This window comes from Alishewanella jeotgali KCTC 22429 (genome assembly GCF_000245735.1).
Lineage (GTDB): Bacteria > Pseudomonadota > Gammaproteobacteria > Enterobacterales > Alteromonadaceae > Alishewanella > Alishewanella jeotgali.
The window spans coordinates 26,881-41,966 of sequence record NZ_AHTH01000021.1 but is presented as its reverse complement, the minus strand read 5'-3'; the positions used below and the strand labels follow the sequence as shown (position 1 = coordinate 41,966).

The following is a 15,086-nucleotide window of genomic DNA, read 5'->3' as shown; positions in this document are numbered from 1 at the left end:
GTAGCTGCGGTTGATGCAATACTGTGTGAATACAACGCCACAGCAGAAATTAAGAGAATGATCTCTGATGAGTATGTACGAGAGGCCCTGGTAGAGAATGATAACAATGCGCTAATCCCAAGCGCATACGCTACCAATCAATTCCAAATCAGAAGCTACAATCTGTAACGCATGCTAAACGCTTACCTAGGCTCCAGGAGCTCTTAGAGAGATATTTCTAAGAGTTCGGGCAATTACATCCATGTCAGAATGTAAAATGGGTTGGTGCCGGCAGTGCCACTGTATTAAAGGCTGATGCTATACTAGCGAACTAAATACCATCACCATCGATATGCAAGCCACATTCGCGGCCAAAGCCGTTAAAGCGGGTATCTTCTTCACTCATTCCCGGTTCAAACTTTGCGGTGGAATGGGTATCGCCGACCGATAAATAGCCTTGTTCCCACAGCGGATGATAAGGCAGGTTATGCTGTTTTAAGTAGTAAAAGACGTCCTTATTGCTCCAGTCGATAATAGGCTGCACCTTAACCACCCCCCGACTGATTTCCACTATGGCTTTATCGGCGCGGGTGCTGCTCTGGCTGCGGCGCAAGCCGGTAAACCAGGTGCCCACATTGAGCTCGCGTAGCGCTCGCTGCATGGGCTCGACCTTATTAAGCTGATTATATTGCTTGATACCCTCAGCACTTAACCAGAGCTGGCCATAGCGGGCTTCCTGCCACTGTGGGCTCAGTGCAGCGCGATAAACCTGCAAGTTCAGTCCCAGTCGCTCAGTCAGCTGATCAATAAACTGATAGGTTTCCGGAAATAAATAACCGGTGTCGGTCAGCACCACCGGAATATCCGGTTTTTGCACACTGACCAGATGCAACATCACCGCGGCCTGAATACCAAAACTGGAGCTGAGCATCGGTTGCTCTGGTAAATGACGCAGCGCCCAGGCCACCCGCTCAGCTGCCGACAGAGGTGCCAACAGCGAGTTAATTTCCGTCAGCCATATTTGCTGCACTTCGGTGCTCTGCTGCAGGATCTGCCGGTAATCATTCAGTACTTGCCCCATGCTGTTTACTCCGGCTCAGGCGTGAAAATCGGTTTTTGACACTTTGACTTCCGCGACCACACCGCTACGGATCACAAAGTCACCAAAGTCTTCGCCGGCCTGCCGTTCGGTGGCCCAACGCCCGATAAGCTGGTCAAGCTGAGCTAAAATCTCTGTTTCTGCAACGTTATCTAAAAACAGTTTCGGAATGCGGGTACCGACTTTGTTACCCCCCAGATAGACATTGTATTTACCCGGCGCCCGGCCAACTAAGCCGACCTCGGCCAGCATGGCGCGGCCACAGCCATTCGGACAGCCGGTAACCCGCAGCACGATATGATCATCGGCAACGCCGTTTTTGCTAAGCAAGCCTTCAACTTTCGTCACCAGTTCAGGCAGGTAACGCTCCGCTTCCGCCATCGCCAGCGGGCAGGTCGGGAACGATACACAGGCCATCGAGTTTTTACGCTGCTCACTGTGGCTGTCATCCAGCAAACCGTATTGACGTGCCAGTTGTTCGATTTGCGCTTTTTGCTCGAGCGGCACGCCGGCAATAATCAGGTTCTGGTTTGCAGTCATCCGCAAATCGCCCTGATGGATCTTCGCGATTTCCGCTAAACCGGTTTTTAATGGTTTGCCAGGGAAGTCCAGCACCCGGCCATTTTCGATAAACAGCGTCAGGTGATGCTTGCCATCAATGCCCTCAACCCAGCCAAAGCGATCGCCGCGGCTGGTAAACTCATAAGGGCGCACCGGTTCAAAGGCGACACCGACGCGCTTTTCCACTTCGCTTCGGAAATTGTCGACGCCGATGCGATCGATGGTGTACTTGGTTTTGGCGTTTTTACGATTCACCCGATCACCATAATCGCGCTGCACGGTAACCACATGCTCGGCCACTTTTAGTACATGCTCCAGGCTGATAAAGCCCAGCTCTTCCGCCCGGCGCGGATAAGTCGAGGTATCGCCAAAGGTCATCGCCAGGCCGCCACCTACCAGCACGTTAAAGCCAATCAGCTTGCCGTGTTCGGCAATGGCAACAAAGTTCAGATCGTTGGCATGCACATCAACATCATTGTGTGGCGGGATTACTACTGTGGTTTTAAACTTACGTGGCAGGTAGGTATCACCCAGCACCGGCTCGGTCTCGGTGGTTTCAACTTTTTCCTCATCCAGCCAGATCTCGGCATAGGCGCGGGTTTTCGGCAGCAAATGTTCGCTGATCTTTATCGCCCACTGATACGCCTGTTGATGTAACTCGCTCTCGACCGGATTAGAGGTACACAGCACGTTACGGTTAACATCACCGGCGGTGGCAATCGAATCGATGCCAATACTATTTAAGAACTGATGCATCGGTTTAATATTCGGCTTTAACACGCCATGAAACTGGAAAGTCTGGCGAGTGGTCAGGCGGATACTGCCATATAAGGTGTGCTCGGCCGCGAACTTATCAATGGCCAGCCATTGCGCTGGTGAAATAATGCCGCCGGGCATCCGCGCCCGCAACATCACATTGTGCAGCGGCTCCAGCTTTTGCGCCGCGCGCTCGGCGCGGATATCACGGTCATCCTGCTGATACATACCGTGAAAACGGATCAACATAAAGTTATCGCCGGTAAAGCCACCGGTAATCTCATTTTGCAAGTCGCTGGTGATAGTGCCACGTAAATGGTCGCTTTCGGCCTTTAAGCGCTCGTTGTCCGACAACTTGCCCGGCGCGACAAATTCAGGATTAACAGGATACTGACTCATTAATACACATCCTTCTGATAGCGTTTGGCTATCCGTAACTGATCTAAATACTGTTGCGCGGCCTTTTCATCTTTACCGCCTTGCTGCTGCACTATCGTCAGCAACGCCTGATGCACGTCTTTCGCCATCCGGGCGCCATCACCGCAGATATACAGGTGTGCGCCCTGCTCTAACCATTGCCAGACCTCAGCGCCATGTTTCAGCAGTTTATGCTGCACATAGACCTTTTCTGCCGTATCGCGGCTAAAGGCAACGTCGAGCCGGGTCAGCAAGCCTTGCTTTAAGTAATTCTGTAGCTCCAACTGATACAGGAAGTCCTGCGTAAAGTGTGGGTTGCCAAAGAATAGCCAGTTTTTACCGCTGGCGGCACGGGCATCCCGCTCCTGTAAAAAGGCGCGGAAAGGCGCAATGCCGGTGCCCGGGCCAATCATAATTACCGGTGTGTCATCATTTTCTGGCAAGCGGAAGTTGTTATTGGTTTCAACAAACACCTTAATGCTGCCACCCTCTGCTAACCGCTCGGCTAAAAAGCCGGAAGCGCCACCCAGATGCGGTTTGCCATAGGCCTCATAACGCACGACACCCACCGTTAAATGCACCTCGTCTTCCACCTCAGCCTGTGAGGACGCAATAGAATATAAGCGTGGCTGTTGCTTACGTAGCGCATCCACCAGTTGCTGCGCGCTAATCAGCGCCGGATGTTCACGCACGACATCAATAATCTGCCGCTCGCTCAGGTAGCTGCGTAGCGCGGTTTTATCGGCGGCTAAAGCTTGTAACGCGGCGCTGCCGCTGGCTTTGGCATATTTATCGACGAAGGCGGGATAGGACTGGGTCAGCTCCAGCTGTTCAGTCAGGGCATCACTAATAGTCAGTCGCTCTGTGCCCAGTAACACCGGGGTATTGGCGGCAATACCAGTGAGCAGTAAGAGTTCTTTTACCAGCTGTGGGTCATTACTGAAATAGACACCCAGCGCATCACCCGGCTGATAACGCAGCCCGGAGCCCGCCAGCGAAATCTCAATATGCCGCACATCTTTGCTCGAATCACGGCCAGTGATCTTCTGATTGGTATACAGCTCAGCGCTAAACGGCTGTTGTTTACTGTAACTGCTCTGTGCCGCCGCCGTTTGGCTGACACCCGGCCAGCTAATAACATCAGCCGTTGCCGCCGGCGCCTGCGCAAATTCCGGCTCTAAGGTAGTGATTAGCTGCTGCTGCCAGTTTGCGGCGGCAGTGCCGTAGTCGACATCCAGGTCCGCCCGGGCAATAATAGCTTTGCCGCCTAATTCGGCGAGGCGCTGATCAAAATCCTGTGCGGTTTTGCAGAAAAATTCATAGCTGGTATCGCCCAAGCCCAATACCGCATAACGTAGCTCTGGCAGCTGTGGCGCTTTTTTACTAAACAGGAAGTTATAAAAGCTGATGGCATTTTCCGGCGGTTCTCCCTCGCCATAGGTCGAGGTAACAATCACTAAAAAGCGCTCATTTTTCAGATTAGCCGCCTTATATTCGGCCAGATCCTGCACCTTAACCGTAAAGCCTTTGCCACTGGCTGCCTTGCCCAAATCTTCCGCAACATGCTTGGCATTGCCGGTTTGTGAACCATAGAGCACTGTTAAAGTCGCGGCAGGTGCCGTTACTGCGGAAGGAGCCACTGCCACACTCTGACCGGCCAATTGGGCACTGGCCGCCAGATAGCCACTAACCCAGGCTTGCTGGATCGGATTAAGCTGGCTTACCAGCCCCTGTAATTGTTTTACCTGCTGTTCAGACAGCGGGCTGGCCTGAGCGACCAGTGACGATAACAGCATAACAAACCCTGCTTAAATGAATTACCCACATTTTAGCCATCCAGATGACTACTGGTAAAAGAATGGATCTCTCTTGGTTATTCCAGAAAGGAATTAAAAACTCAGGCGGCCTGAATAAGTTCTTTCTAAAGACAGCGACAACCACTTAGCCAAACTCACCACTTTTTAGCTAATCCAACAATAAACTTCCTAAGCCCGTCACTGAATAAATAATTTTATTGTTTAAAATCAGCGCATTAATAGTTGGCATTCACTTTGCTCTACTAACAGTAGTCAAATCAGCAAGAAGGATAAAATAATGAAAGCCTTAGTATTAACCGCCACCGTTGTCCTCGCTAACCCGGCTGTAGCTGAGCAAAGCTGCCAGTTTCAACTTGAACACGATTTACTGATCTCACCCACCCAACTGGTTTTGCAACAACAACAGCAGCCTCTGTGGCGTATTGACCCACAAGGCCGGCTTTGGTTAGCAGACAAAGAGCAAACAACGGATGCCGAAAGCCGGGTGCTATTACAGCAATATCAGGCTGGCATTCGCCAGCAAGCTAACTCTACGGTGGAGTTAGTGACAGATGCCATGCTGTTGGCGAGTACTGCGGTAGGGCAGGTATTAACTGAACTGACCGGAAAATCATTGCAAGACCATCCGGCGCTGCAGCAGGTGATGGCAAAAATTCAGCTCAGTACCGACAATATTATTATCCGTAATGGCGATACGCTGGAGTTACGTGGCAGCCAGATGTCGACACTGGATCAGGCTTTTGGTCCGGAATTTGATGCAGCAATTGAAAACCTGGTCGAAGAAAGCATGGGCAATATTATGCTGCAAATTGGCAAAGCCATGGTCAGCGGCCAGGGCACTTTCGAGCAGCGGATGGAAGCCTTTGGCCAGCGCATGGAAAAGTTTGGCGAACAGTTAGAGCAAAATATGCAAGCCAAAGCCAGTGTGCTGGAGCAGCGTGGTGAAGCCATGTGCCAGCAAGTGCAGCAGTTGGATCAACTGGAAAGCCAAATCCAGCAACGTCTGCCGGCCATGGCTGCCTACGACTTATTTAATAATGTAAAAACCGCTAAAAACTAAGCAACGAGTTCAATTTCCTAACCACGGCTTGGCGTACTGCTTCGCATGACAGTACGCCCTTTTTTATGCCCGCAACTGGCAGTTTTCAATAAAGCGCGTTAGCCTATCATTACTCTTTTCCCGGCTAAGGTAGCAATAAAGATGAGCATCCAACATATTGATCCTACAGTCCGTTATTCAGAAGCCGTTATTACCAATGGCCTGATCTTTTGCGCTGGCATGGTGCCGGATACCTCGGCAACCGATATTAAAAGCCAAACCGAAAATGTGCTGTCTCAGATTGACGCCCTGCTGGAGCGTTGCTTTAGTCATAAACGCAAGCTGGTCGACGTCACGATTTTTCTGGCTGATATGGCCGATTATGCCGCGATGAACCAGGTATGGGATGCCTGGTTGGTTGAAGGCGCAGCACCGGCACGCACTACCGTGGCCGCTAAACTGGCCGATCCGCACTGGAAGATCGAAATAAAAGTGGTCGCAGCGCAGTAAGAACTAGTCGAAAAAACACTACTTTGCCGGACATTATCAGTATGATAACTGCATAAACGTAGTTGGCAGCGCGAATTGCTGCCTTGCAGAAACTTATCGATAACTGGACGTTCAGATGTTATTACTGAAAAAATTACGTTGGCCCCTGGCTATCGTAGTCATAGCGCTCTTGGCTTACTATGGTCTGAAACCTTACTGGTTAACGCAGCTAACCCAGCAGGAAAGCGCCAGAATTACTGCGCTAAAACAACAGGCCGTGCCGGCAGCACCACAGCAACGTCTTGATGCGGAGCGGATGATGGCCGACCTTAGCTGGCTGGCCGCGGCAGAGCGGCAAGGGCGCGCCCCGGGTACGCCGGGCGGCATCGCTGCCAGATTATGGATTGCCGAACAATTTGCCGCTATCGGTTTAACCCCCGCCGGCAGCGAGGGTTACCTGCACCCCTATAGCGTAACGGAACATTTTTCATTTAATCGCTGGCTTCGACGCAAAAATGCCGTTATTCCTGGAGTGGAAGATGCAGCCAATGTGCTCGGGTTATTGCCGGGTACTGAGCCGGGTTTAAAGCCACTGATTATTACCGCTCATTATGATCACCTCGGCATGCACGGCGATACCATCTTCTATGGCGCCGACGATAATGCCTCCGGCGTCGCCGCCATGTTAGAACTGGCACGCTACCTTACCAAGCATCCGCTGCGCCATCCGGTACTGTTTGCCGCACTGGACAGTGAGGAAAAAGGCTTGCAGGGTGCGGTAGCACTATTTCGTACCGGCCTGCTCAGTGCCGAGCAGCTAAGGTTTAATATCAATATTGATATGTTAAGCCGCGATACCGAACAGCAGCTGTTTGCCGTTGGCAGTTATCATCATCCCTGGTTACTGCCATTACTGGAACAGTTGCAACAACAGAGCGCTGTTAAGTTAATCGCCGCCCACGATCGCCCCTGGTACAAAGCCGGCCACAGTCAGGACTGGACGCTCAGTTCTGATCATGGCGTCTTTCATCAGCAGGGCGTGCCCTTTATCTACTTTGGCGTGGCCGATCATGCCGATTACCACACCCCTCGGGACACCGCCGATAAAGTCGATGTCGCGTTTTATCATCAGGTGGTGGAAACCGTACTGAGCTTTTTAAAGGTTCTGGATAATCAGTTAGCCAAAAAATAGTGGCCTAATTAACACAGTATTGCTGCCATAACTGAAAGTCGGTTGCGGTTAACCACTGCTGACCAGCATGCAATTGGGCATGCATTATTGCTTTGGGATCGTCACTGTGTGGCAATCCCAGGGCATGACCAAACTCATGTTGCAGCGTGACCAGTAAATCTTGCTGGTCGGCGAAAGCGTAGATCACCATCTGGCGCTGCGCCTGCCGAATGCTCATCACACCCAGTTCATGGCTCCCTATCGCTTGCTGTTCCGGTAATAAGCTATTACGTTGCGCCACCATTTGCTGCAAACGTCGCTGCTCAGCCGTTAAAGCCTCCGCCTGCACTGCCAACACCCTTTGTTCCTCTTCCAGGATCCGCCATTGTTGCTGCACAGCTGCCGGCATAACGCCTGCGCGCTGTTGCTCTAGCCTGAGTAGTTGTTGTTGATATTCCTGCTGTAATTGCTCTACCCGTACATGCTGTTGCTGCACCTGCGCTAACTGGCGCTGGTACTGACGCTGCAGCACCTCAAGGTGTTCGTCGTAGCGTCTTACATTGCGTTGGAGCAGCAAACGCTGTGCCAGTTGCTGCTGTCGCTCATCGAATTGAAAATAGATCGGAAATCCATCAATTGCATCATAGACAAAAAGCTGTTGCCCGGTACCCTTATTCCACTGCTCAGCCGCTTCAGTGATCAGGGCCAAAGCCTGAGTTTCTGATAGCTGGAACGCTGGGTCCAAAACTGCCAAACGCCAACCAATAGGTGCCCGACACAGCTGCTCATTAGCTGATAACGAAGTAGTGGGGCGCTTTTCCCAGGTATCGAAACTATACCAAAGTAACCAGGCTATTCCGAACCAGAGTGCTATACGGAAAATTGTTCTCGGCATAAAGCTATTGATCTTTGTAGCAAGCAATAGTTTAGTGTGACATACCCGCTTACAATTAGTTGTAAATTTACAGTTAGTAACTTGCAGATTTAGCGCTACACTGAGCACTAGATCGCGCTATTGAAGGAGAATAGCTTGAGCACTGCAATGATTTGGATCCTGGTCGGCGTAATACTCATTCTAAGTGAATTACTCGCTACCAGTATTGTCGCTGTATTTCTGGGGTTGGCCGCTATTGTTGTTGGCGTACTGCTGCAGTTGGGTTGGATCGAGTCAGCGAGTGCGCAGTACAGTATTTTTGGTATCGTCAGTCTACTGCTACTGTTCACTGCGCGCGGCCGCTTTAAACGTTGGTTTGTCGGCTTTACTGCTGACAAAGGCGAGCACCCCAGCAGCTTTACAGAAGATATTGGTGATACCGTGACCGTAATTGACGATTTCCAGCATGGACGGGGTCGCGTGGTATTAAACGGCGTACACTGGGATGCTCATTCGACAGACAATTTGAAGGCGGGTGAGCTAGCGAAAGTTGTCAAAAATGAAGGTATTCACCTAACCGTATCCCGAGTAAATGATTGACTTAAAAGGAGACTAGCAAATTGGAACAACTGGATATTCAAACCGTTTTAACCTTTGGTTTTGCGCTGGCAGTAGTAATTACCATTTTCAAATCGGCACGGATCGTGCCACAGCGGAGTAATTATGTAATTGAGCGCTTAGGCAAATATTCGCGCACACTGGACTCCGGCTTCCATCTTTTGATCCCTTTTATTGATAAAGTGGCCTATATCCAAACGCTGAAAGAAGAAGTGATCGACGTTAAACGCCAAACCTGTGTTACCAAAGACAACATCCAGGTCGGCATTGATGGCATTCTGTATTTGCAGGTAATTGACCCAATGAAGGCCAGCTACGGTATTATCGATTACCGCTATGCCGCAGCACAGCTGGCCCAGACTACTATGCGCTCAGTGATTGGTCAGACCGATCTGGATAAAACCTTTGAAGAGCGTGCAAAAATCAATGAAGAGGTAGTACGGGCACTGGACGAAGCGGCCGGTCCTTGGGGCGTTAAAGTGTTACGTTATGAAATTGCCGATATTGAGCTGCCGGTTAGTATTAAAGATGCACTGGAGCAACAAATGCGGGCCGAGCGGGAACGGCGGGCAGCCATTGCCAAGTCGGAAGGTGAGCGTCAGGCGATGATTAACGTGTCTGAAGGTCAGAAGCAGGAAGTGATTAATCTGTCGGAAGCGGACAAACAGCGGCAGATTAACGAAGCCGAAGGTCGGGCGCGTGAAATCGAGCTGATTGCCATCGCTACCGCTGAGGGGTTGCGTAAAATCGCCGAGGCCATTAACCAACCTGGTGGTCAGGAAGCCGTTAGCTTGCGGGTTGCCGAGCAATATGTAAAAGAATTCGGTAATCTGGCTAAAGCCAATAATACGATGATAGTGCCGGCCGAGCTGGCGAATATCGGTGGTGCGGTTGCAGGTTTAACAGAAATTCTGAAATCCGTACAAAAATAAACAATTAACTGCGCCGGCCAACACCGGCGCAGCTTTTAGGGTTGCATTACTGCTGATCTGAGCTGGGTAACTCGTTCTGGCGAAAATCCTGGGTTTTCTCAGCCAGTAAGGCTGCCAGTTGTTGCTCCATCGCCTCAACTTTCTCCCTGGTCCGCAGTAGTACCTGACGCTGGACGTCAAATTCTTCCCGACTAACAAAGTCCAGATCGGCCAGCTTCGCTTGCAGTACCTGCTTAACCTTGCTTTCCAACTCATCGGCAAATTGCTTTAGCTGCGGTGGGATCACAGCGCCGATCTGGCGGGCGATCTCTTCAATTTTTTTCGGATCCAGCATCATCTTCTCCGGTGTTTTCGATTGCTCTACTCTATTCTACGGCCTAAATGGCAGAACGCGAATGAAATTTCTGCCGTCAGGCCTTACAATGCCACCCCGGAACAAAAGGCAGGTCAGATGAAGTTAAATCCACAGCAAGACGCAGCGGTTAAATTTATTGGCGGCCCCTGTCTGGTGCTGGCAGGTGCCGGCAGTGGCAAAACCCGGGTCATCATCAATAAAATCGCGTACTTAATTCAGGAATGCGAGTTACCGGCGCGGCATATCGCGGCGGTGACCTTTACCAATAAAGCAGCGCGAGAAATGCGGGAGCGGATTAACGCCCAGTTACCCAAAAGCGCCACCCGTGGCCTGACCATCTCGACCTTCCATACGCTGGGACTGGAAATTCTGAAAAAAGAATTTCGCCAGCTTGGTTACAAAGCTAACTTCAGTTTGTTTGACGATCAGGACAGCTTTTCGCTGTTAAAAGAACTGACCGATGGCGAGTATAACGGTGATAAAGAACTGATCCGTAAGCTGCAAAACCGGATCAGCAGCTGGAAAAATGACCTGACGCTACCTGAGCTGGCACTGCAACAAACGCTGGATGCAGAGACGATCAGCCTGGCGAATTACTATCTGCAGTACAGCAAGATGCTAAAAGCGTGTAATGCCTTTGATTTTGACGATCTTATTCTGCTGCCAACCCTGTTATTTCAACATCAGACCGAAACCCGCGAACGCTGGCAGCAAAAGATCCGCTATCTGCTGGTCGACGAATATCAGGATACCAACACCAGCCAGTATGAACTGGTGAAATGGCTGGTCGGCGAGCGGCGACGCTTTACCGTGGTTGGTGATGACGACCAATCAATTTATTCCTGGCGTGGTGCCCGGCCGCAAAATCTGGTACTGCTGAAAAAAGACTTTCCCGAGCTGCAGGTGATTAAGCTGGAGCAGAACTATCGTTCGGCGGAGCGGATCTTAAAAGCGGCGAATATTCTAATCGCCAATAACCCGCATGAGTTTGAGAAAAAGCTGTTTAGCGTCAACGGCTATGGTGTGCCGCTAAAAGTCTTGCCGTGCAAACACGAAGAAGACGAAGCCGACAAGGTAGTAGCCGAAATAATCTCGCACCGCTTTAGTAACCGCAGCCAATACCGGGATTATGCCATCCTCTATCGCGGCAACCATCAGGCGCGGGTATTTGAAAAGGCGCTGATGACTAACCGTATTCCGTATCGTATTTCCGGCGGCACCTCCTTTTTTGCCCGCAGCGAAATCAAGGATGTGATGGCCTATTTGCGCTTGCTGGTGAATCAGGATGACGATAACGCGCTATTGCGGATTATTAATGTGCCGCGGCGGGAAATCGGCCATGCCACGCTGGAAAAAATCGGCAACCTGGCCAATCAACTGCATATCAGCCTGTTCGCTGCCTGTTGCCACCCAGAGCTGGCACAGGTATTACCGGCGCGCAGTCTGCAGGCGGTAACGCAATTTGCTGACTGGATTAATCAGCTGGCAGATAATGCCCAGCGCGCTGAGGCCAGCGAAGCCATACGTGACCTGATCCGGCAAAGCCATTACGAAGCCTGGTTATTTGAAACCAGTAATAGCCCGAAAGCAGCGGAAATGGCGCTGAAAAATGTCAACGAGCTGTACCGTTGGATTGTCGAAATGCTGGAAGGCAAAGATGACGAGCCAGCCATGACGATCAATGAAGTGGTCAGTAAACTTTGTCTGCGCGATATGTTAGAGCGGCAGGAGCAGGAAGATCAGGCCGATCAGGTGCAATTATTAACCCTGCATGCTTCAAAAGGTCTGGAGTTTCCGTATGTGTTTATGGTTGGGATGGAAGAGGGTATTTTGCCGCACCAAACCAGTATCGACGAAGACAATGTCGAGGAAGAGCGCCGGCTGGCCTATGTTGGCATTACCCGGGCTCAGCGCGAACTGATCTTTACCTATGCCCGCGAACGTCGGCAATTTGGCGAAACCATCAGACCTGAACCCAGCCGTTTCTTGCAGGAATTACCGCAGGATGACTTGGAGTGGCAAAAGCCGGATCAGCCGAAAACGGCCGAACAGCGCCAGCAAACTGCCGCGGCGAATATTGCGCGCTTACGGCAATTGTTGAATAAAGGATAAACAACATCCGGTGGGTCGGCGCTTAATTACTCAGCGCCTTTAACATTTGATCGCGCATTTCAGGCTGGAATACCGCATAGCGACCACGGCCCAGTGCTTTAGCATGGTACATTGCCGCATCGGCATCGCGCAGCAAGGCATCAGCATGGTGATATTCTGGAGCAAAGGGTGCGATACCAATACTGACACCAGACTGGGTTTTATTGCCATCTAATTGATAAGGTTGTCGAAACTTGTCAATAATCCGCTGCGCCACCTCTTCTGCATCCTGCGCATTCTGTAGGTTAACCAGCATCACCACAAACTCATCACCACCAAAGCGCGCGGCCAAATCATGCTCGCGAATAGCACTTAACAGACGTTTACTACTTTCAATCAGAAAGGCATCACCAATATGATGGCCGAGGGTATCGTTAATTAACTTAAAGCGGTCCAGATCAAGGAACAACAATGCCATGCCCGGATGAGCCTGACGTTTACTTAACGCAAACTGTTGTTTTAACTGCTGCAGGAACATTTGACGATTCGCCAGCCCCGTCAATACGTCATGATTAGCATCATAAAATAGTTTCTGTTCGGCCTTCTTGCGCTCTTCTACCTGTAAGCGTAAAAATAAATTGGTTTGACGCAGCTCGCGAGTGCTCTCAAACACCTTACGTTCTAATTCTTCCTGATGCTGACGTTGCCGCTCTGAGGCTAGTTTGCGCTGTATGGCAACAGCGATATGCTGTGAGACAAAACGCAGAATGGTTAATTCCTGCTCTGTATACTGATAACCGGCTTCGTATGACTGTACCGCTATTACACCCAGTACCCGCTGATCCACTTTTAACGGTGCCCCCAACCAACTGCTGGAGTTACGATGCGGCTGATTTAAACTACCAATACCACGGCGGATCTCGCCTCGCTCTACCAGCTGCGCCGCTTCTTCGCTATTGATCAAGCGCGCCTCAGCACAGCGGATCACATATTCGGTAAAGCCTTTACCCAAGGGCCGGTCACTGGCTGCCGGGCTATATTGATCCAGATAAAACGGAAACGTCAGCTTAGTACCATCCTGATCGATAAGTGCAATATAACAGTTATCTGCCGCCATTAAGCCACATAAAACTTTATGCATGGCCCGGTAAAAGGTATGCATATCCTGGCTACTGGCTGTCAGTTCAGAAATTTCATACAGGGCGGCTTGTAACTTCTCCGCATGGATCCGCTCTTTGATTTCTTTTTGCAGCGACTCGTTAGTTTGCCGCAGTTGCAAGGTGCGTTGTCGTACTGTCGTTTCCAGTAACTCACGGCTTTTTACCCGATCCAGCGCAATAACCGTATTACTGCCAATGCTATTAAATAGTTTCAGATCATGCTCGTTATAACGGTACGCCGGATCATAGGACTGAATAGCCATCACACCGATAACTTTGTCTTCGCGCAGTAATGGGATCCCCATCCAGTGCGCTGACGGTGAACCCTGAGACTGGATTTCACCACTGCTGACTAGCGCATCAAACTGCGCCTCATCACAAAGTAAGGGTTGTTGTGTACGCACAACATAACCGGTTAAGCCGCTGGAAAAAGCACTGGAAGGCACTGACACGATCAGTTGCTGATCTTTTTCGTCAGAAAAATACTGCAGGCTATATTGCGCGGTCTCACTGTCATATAGCACCACATAGAAGTTTTCCGCATGCAGCAGCTCCGACACCATCTTATGGATCGCCGGATAAAACTCTGCCATGTCGCTAATACTGCTCGCCAGTTCCGACAGCTTCAACAGAGCGCCCTGAATAGTATAGGCTTCTTTATAGCGCGCAACTAAAGCTAATAGTCGACGCAGTCGGGTATTAGCTTTATTGAGTTGATGCTGAAGTGTCGAGAACTTATTCAAATCCGCCATTCCGTTGCGCAAAAAAACTGGTCAGAGCAATAATAACAAAGTGTTATTATGCATAAAGTTTAGACACATGGAAGAGTGAGTAAAGAAATAAAACGGAATTCGTCTAGTCGGCTTTAAAACAATGCGAAAACAAAAAGCCGCGCTATTGCGCGGCCTTTCAAGATACAGCGGTAACTAGTTAAACACCATCGGTCATAAAACGAATTGCGGCAGCAATTTCATCTTCCGAACAATTCATACAGGTACCCATCGCAGGCATGTTGTTAAAACCTTCGATCGAGTGCTTTAACAACACATCAAAACCCTGCGCCATACGCGGCTTCCAGTCTGCTGAATTTGGTTTAGGGGCATCCAGGGCACCCGTACCGTGACAGGCAAAACAAGCAGCCTGATATACTTGCTCACCGCTACGAGGCCCCGAGGCAACGGCAGCAGTTGCGGCAGCTGCGCCAGCAACGTAAACCTGGCCCACTGGGGCGATACGCTTGGCAATGGCATCTTTTTCCTGGTCAGTGCTGGCATTGATACCTAGCGTGGTCAGCAGTAATGCCACTGCAAGTGATAATTTCTTCATAGTGATGATCCCATCCTAAAAGCCATACTGATTTTCTGGCATTATAGCCTGCCTTTGCCGCAGAACGGAAGAGTCCCTGTTCAGCCTTTGCACAACAATAACCCAAGATCAAATCGCGATGCTAATCTGCTAAAAGGCGCGTCAAATCTGCTTTATGCTTTTTTGAGCAGGACAACATGTTTTTAGAAGCAAAATTTTTTAAAATTAGCGCTGGGCAAAACTGACAGTTGTGATAGTCTGTTCCACCTGCGCGGAGTTGCAGGCTGCTGTCGAGAATGGACTCCGGGCGAAAGCTAAAGCGTTTTCCACATTACGCAATGCTAAAAAAATAAGAACAAGGGCACTTGCAGTTTCGCACCTTTCTTAACAAAAACAAACACTTAAAAACCAAAAGCGACCATG

At 50.3% G+C, this 15,086-nt stretch carries 13 protein-coding genes; 6 read left to right on the top strand and 7 right to left on the bottom strand.

What is annotated here, in order from left to right; translation table 11 throughout:
- Positions 1-310 precede the first annotated feature (310 nt).
- The 3 genes from AJE_RS08410 to AJE_RS08400 are packed head-to-tail and all read right to left on the bottom strand — an operon-like array spanning position 311 to position 4,608.
- Positions 311-1,060 (bottom strand): phosphoadenylyl-sulfate reductase, encoded by a 750-nt coding sequence (locus AJE_RS08410; RefSeq protein ID WP_008950492.1) that lies wholly within the window; start codon positions 1,058-1,060, stop codon positions 311-313.
- A gap of 15 nt (positions 1,061-1,075) precedes the next feature.
- Positions 1,076-2,794, bottom strand: a complete 1,719-nt coding sequence (cysI, locus tag AJE_RS08405) for an assimilatory sulfite reductase (NADPH) hemoprotein subunit (RefSeq protein ID WP_008950491.1) — start codon at positions 2,792-2,794, stop codon at positions 1,076-1,078.
- A complete protein-coding gene (locus tag AJE_RS08400) occupies positions 2,794-4,608 on the bottom strand; it encodes an assimilatory sulfite reductase (NADPH) flavoprotein subunit (protein ID WP_008950490.1) in 1,815 nt (604 codons plus the stop codon). Before AJE_RS08400 ends, cysI begins: the two co-directional genes overlap by 1 nt.
- Before the next feature lie 298 nt (positions 4,609-4,906).
- On the opposite strand from AJE_RS08400, the gene AJE_RS08395 reads away from it, so the two are divergent.
- The 3 genes from AJE_RS08395 (at position 4,907) to AJE_RS08385 (ending at position 7,349) form a co-directional block, all read left to right on the top strand.
- A complete protein-coding gene (locus AJE_RS08395) occupies positions 4,907-5,689 on the top strand; it encodes a DUF2884 family protein (protein WP_008950489.1) in 783 nt (260 codons plus the stop codon).
- Between the two features lie 141 nt (positions 5,690-5,830).
- Positions 5,831-6,178, top strand: coding sequence for a RidA family protein (locus AJE_RS08390; RefSeq protein ID WP_008950488.1), 348 nt, complete (start codon positions 5,831-5,833; stop codon positions 6,176-6,178).
- A gap of 115 nt (positions 6,179-6,293) precedes the next feature.
- Positions 6,294-7,349, top strand: coding sequence for a M20/M25/M40 family metallo-hydrolase (locus AJE_RS08385; protein WP_008950487.1), 1,056 nt, complete (start codon positions 6,294-6,296; stop codon positions 7,347-7,349).
- A 4-nt stretch (positions 7,350-7,353) separates the two neighbouring features.
- Here the strand turns inward: AJE_RS08385 and AJE_RS08380 are convergent, their stop codons facing one another.
- Positions 7,354-8,223: a matrixin family metalloprotease gene (locus AJE_RS08380; RefSeq protein WP_237709329.1), complete on the bottom strand. Its 870-nt coding sequence runs from the start codon at positions 8,221-8,223 to the stop codon at positions 7,354-7,356.
- A 135-nt stretch (positions 8,224-8,358) separates the two neighbouring features.
- Between AJE_RS08380 and AJE_RS08375 the strand changes: the two genes are divergently transcribed.
- Positions 8,359-8,802, top strand: a complete 444-nt coding sequence (locus tag AJE_RS08375) for an NfeD family protein (RefSeq protein WP_039928329.1) — start codon at positions 8,359-8,361, stop codon at positions 8,800-8,802.
- A gap of 20 nt (positions 8,803-8,822) precedes the next feature.
- Complete coding sequence (locus AJE_RS08370; RefSeq protein WP_008950484.1) at positions 8,823-9,752, top strand: SPFH domain-containing protein; 930 nt, start codon at positions 8,823-8,825, stop codon at positions 9,750-9,752.
- Positions 9,753-9,798: 46 nt separating this feature from the next.
- Here AJE_RS08370 and ubiK read toward each other — a convergent pair whose 3' ends face one another.
- Positions 9,799-10,086, bottom strand: coding sequence for a ubiquinone biosynthesis accessory factor UbiK (ubiK, locus tag AJE_RS08365; protein ID WP_008606378.1), 288 nt, complete (start codon positions 10,084-10,086; stop codon positions 9,799-9,801).
- Between the two features lie 117 nt (positions 10,087-10,203).
- Here ubiK and rep point away from each other — a divergent pair, with 117 nt between their 5' ends.
- A complete protein-coding gene (gene rep, locus AJE_RS08360) occupies positions 10,204-12,219 on the top strand; it encodes a DNA helicase Rep (protein ID WP_008950483.1) in 2,016 nt (671 codons plus the stop codon).
- A 22-nt stretch (positions 12,220-12,241) separates the two neighbouring features.
- Here rep and AJE_RS08355 read toward each other — a convergent pair whose 3' ends face one another.
- Together AJE_RS08355 and AJE_RS08350 are read right to left on the bottom strand one after the other, a co-directional pair.
- Entirely contained in the window at positions 12,242-14,110 is a 1,869-nt protein-coding gene (locus AJE_RS08355) for a sensor domain-containing diguanylate cyclase (RefSeq protein ID WP_008950482.1), read from the bottom strand.
- A 178-nt stretch (positions 14,111-14,288) separates the two neighbouring features.
- Positions 14,289-14,684: a c-type cytochrome gene (locus tag AJE_RS08350; protein ID WP_008606375.1), complete on the bottom strand. Its 396-nt coding sequence runs from the start codon at positions 14,682-14,684 to the stop codon at positions 14,289-14,291.
- Positions 14,685-15,086: the final 402 nt, after the last annotated feature.

Bases quoted from the DNA above. Each gene is read 5' to 3' on its own strand.
- AJE_RS08410 (WP_008950492.1), bottom strand. From the start codon at position 1,060: ATGGGGCAAGTACTGAATGATTACCGGCAGATCCTGCAGCAGAGCACC.
- cysI (WP_008950491.1), bottom strand. From the start codon at position 2,794: ATGAGTCAGTATCCTGTTAATCCTGAATTTGTCGCGCCGGGCAAGTTG.
- AJE_RS08400 (WP_008950490.1), bottom strand. From the start codon at position 4,608: ATGCTGTTATCGTCACTGGTCGCTCAGGCCAGCCCGCTGTCTGAACAG.
- AJE_RS08395 (WP_008950489.1), top strand. From the start codon at position 4,907: ATGAAAGCCTTAGTATTAACCGCCACCGTTGTCCTCGCTAACCCGGCT.
- AJE_RS08390 (WP_008950488.1), top strand. From the start codon at position 5,831: ATGAGCATCCAACATATTGATCCTACAGTCCGTTATTCAGAAGCCGTT.
- AJE_RS08385 (WP_008950487.1), top strand. From the start codon at position 6,294: ATGTTATTACTGAAAAAATTACGTTGGCCCCTGGCTATCGTAGTCATA.
- AJE_RS08380 (WP_237709329.1), bottom strand. From the start codon at position 8,223: ATGCCGAGAACAATTTTCCGTATAGCACTCTGGTTCGGAATAGCCTGG.
- ubiK (WP_008606378.1), bottom strand. From the start codon at position 10,086: ATGCTGGATCCGAAAAAAATTGAAGAGATCGCCCGCCAGATCGGCGCT.
- rep (WP_008950483.1), top strand. From the start codon at position 10,204: ATGAAGTTAAATCCACAGCAAGACGCAGCGGTTAAATTTATTGGCGGC.
- AJE_RS08355 (WP_008950482.1), bottom strand. From the start codon at position 14,110: ATGGCGGATTTGAATAAGTTCTCGACACTTCAGCATCAACTCAATAAA.
- AJE_RS08350 (WP_008606375.1), bottom strand. From the start codon at position 14,684: ATGAAGAAATTATCACTTGCAGTGGCATTACTGCTGACCACGCTAGGT.